The sequence below is a fragment of the Salipiger sp. D13 genome (genome assembly GCF_003703915.1).
Classification (GTDB): Bacteria; Pseudomonadota; Alphaproteobacteria; order Rhodobacterales; family Rhodobacteraceae; genus Salipiger; species Salipiger profundus.
The window spans coordinates 1-2,309 of the sequence record NZ_RAPJ01000097.1; the positions used below are offsets into that span (position 1 = coordinate 1).

The 2,309-nt window shown below is 58.3% G+C and carries 3 protein-coding genes; all 3 read right to left on the reverse strand.

Going from position 1 to position 2,309, the window contains the following annotated elements; translation table 11 throughout:
* Positions 1 to 113: 113 nt before the first annotated feature.
* On the reverse strand, positions 114 to 779 hold the full coding sequence (locus D6860_RS25045) for a L,D-transpeptidase (RefSeq protein ID WP_012187180.1): 666 nt from the start codon (positions 777 to 779) through the stop codon (positions 114 to 116).
* Positions 780 to 821: 42 nt separating this feature from the next.
* A complete protein-coding gene (locus D6860_RS25050; RefSeq protein WP_008327308.1) occupies positions 822 to 1,307 on the reverse strand; it encodes a disulfide bond formation protein B in 486 nt (161 codons plus the stop codon).
* 140 nt (positions 1,308 to 1,447) lie between these two features.
* Positions 1,448 to 2,309 (reverse strand): multicopper oxidase family protein (locus D6860_RS25055; protein WP_254681430.1); only part of this gene is annotated, 862 nt, incomplete at its 5' end.

The following is a 2,309-nucleotide window of genomic DNA, read 5'->3' on the forward strand; positions in this document are numbered from 1 at the left end:
AGCTGAACAGGCGTGCCGCGGTGACAGCGCTTACTGAGTGTTCGTCCAACAATTCATTGGAAGATGTCCCTGCACGACGCAGTCCTCGGCGTGTGAGCCAAAGATGCAATAGGTTAGCTTCGAGCGGTAACGCTGTCTTCGGCCGAGTAAAGGAACGCCGTCGATCCGACAGCGACATTCGGATAGAGATCATTGATGTGGGCCATCACCATGCGCACGCATCCCGAACTGGCCCGGCCGCCAATGCTGCGAGGGCTCGGCGTTCCGTGAATTCGAAGGTACGTATCCCGATCTCCGACGAATAGATACAAAGCCCTGCTGCCCAAGGCATTGTTGGGGCCGGGCTCCATACCGTCGGCAAACCGCTCGTAAGCCTCCGGATCGCGTTCGATCATTGACTGCGTTGGCGTCCAGTGCGGCCATTCGACCTTTCGGCGGATCGTATAGGTGCCGGGTTCATAGAGATCGCCCTTGGCAATCGCCACCCCGTATCGCATCGCGGTGCCACCTTCCTCGATATGGTACAGATAGCGCGCGATCGCATCGACGTGAATGTCACCCGGGCGCAAACCGTCATTCGCCAAAACGCGTTGCGGCAGCAGCCTGGGATGCAGCCCCCATGGGTTGGTTGTTGCCGGGTCATAGTTGGCGGGCGTGATCTGCGCATCCCAAGCTGCTTTTTCGGCTGTTGACGGCCAGGTCTTAGCGAATGCTGGCGAACTCAGAGACGCTGAAAACAGCGAGCCGGAAAGTGCAAGGAAGTGTCGTCTTGTAACCATGAAGCGAAGCCCTTTGTTTGTTTTCGATGAATGCGGGACGATTCAAGAAACGTCCGCGACCCCATGCCACCGAACCTTTTGATGTCTTGCGATCGCGACCAACCAGAGGCAAGCAAGGACACCGCTTAGGATCGCGTTCCAACTGGCCATGGACAACGTCAGAAATTCCCAGACAACCTCACTGCACAGAACAAGATTGGACGTATTTGAACTGGCAGAGGGCAGCAATTCCGATACCGACATTTGGGAAACATCGAGGCCGGATCCCGTGCAAGAAGTCGGTCCCTCCCACCAGCCGCGCTCGACACCGGTATGAAACACTCCCAACGCGGATGTGCTGAGTACCGACAGGGCACCGATTATCAGGATTGGCAAAATCGGCAGAGCAAAGAGCAACAGAGCGCCCATTCCAATGGCGATTGCGTGTGGGTAGCGTTGCCAGATGCACATTGCGCACGGCGCGTACCCAAGAGCCTGGAAAACGAAGGCCCCCAACAGCAAGGCGGCTGATCCTGCCGCCGCAGTCATGCCGAGAGATTTTGGTGTCAGGGTCAATGAACGCTCCCATTGGCAGTCGATGGACCTGTTTCTCGCTTGTCAGGTTACGTAGACGGCGAAAGGCCTGTTATCATTCAGAGATTTGTAACGGTATGTATCCGTCTCGACCCTCAGCCGACTCTGATCCACGTTGCCATACCGTCGGCTTGGTGGCTCAACATGTGGCAATGCAGCATCCACGATCCCGGATTGTCCAGGACGACGAGAATATCCCGCGTCTCGCCGGTATCCAGATAGGTCGAGTCCCGGTATGGACCGGCTTCACCCGCCGCATCGAGTTCCCAGAAATGGTGGCCATGCAGATGCATGACGTGTGGGAACCCGGTTTCGTTGCGGATCGAAATGCGCGCGGTCGTCCCCTGCGCGGCGGATAGGAAAGGCCTTCGAGGCAGGCCGGATACGTCATTGAGCGCCCATGTCCCTGTGCCGTTGTGGGACGCGCTTCCCGCACCTCCCTGGAGCACCAGCTCCGCGGTTTGGCCGGGGTCTTTCGGGGCGGGCATTCGGTTGGCGGGCAATGCGGTGATGGGCGCTTTCGCGGGCTCACGGGAACCGGAAACAGCGATTTCGCCAAGGCTCAACGTCTGTTCTCCAAAGCTGTCGTCGAATCTAATAGGCCCGGTCGCATCACCAATCACATCGCATCTTTGCCCCGGAGCGAGAAGGATCGGTTCGAGCGTCCGAGGATGCGCCAGAGGCATGCCATCCAGTGCAACGATCTTGCCTATCAAACCATCCAGGCCGACACGGTACACCCTGTCGATAGAGGGATTTATGAGACGCAGTCGCAGACGGTCGCCTCGTTTCACAGTCTTGCCGGTGAGCTGGTGCGCCTGAATGCGCAGGGCGAAAATGCATTTTCTGAAGGCCCGCTGTCGGCCGAGATCGCAGAGACGAACGGTGACCTGACCGATCTGATCGTCAGCGCGGGAACCGACTGTGCAGCGACACCGCTGGTGAAACAGCGCGACA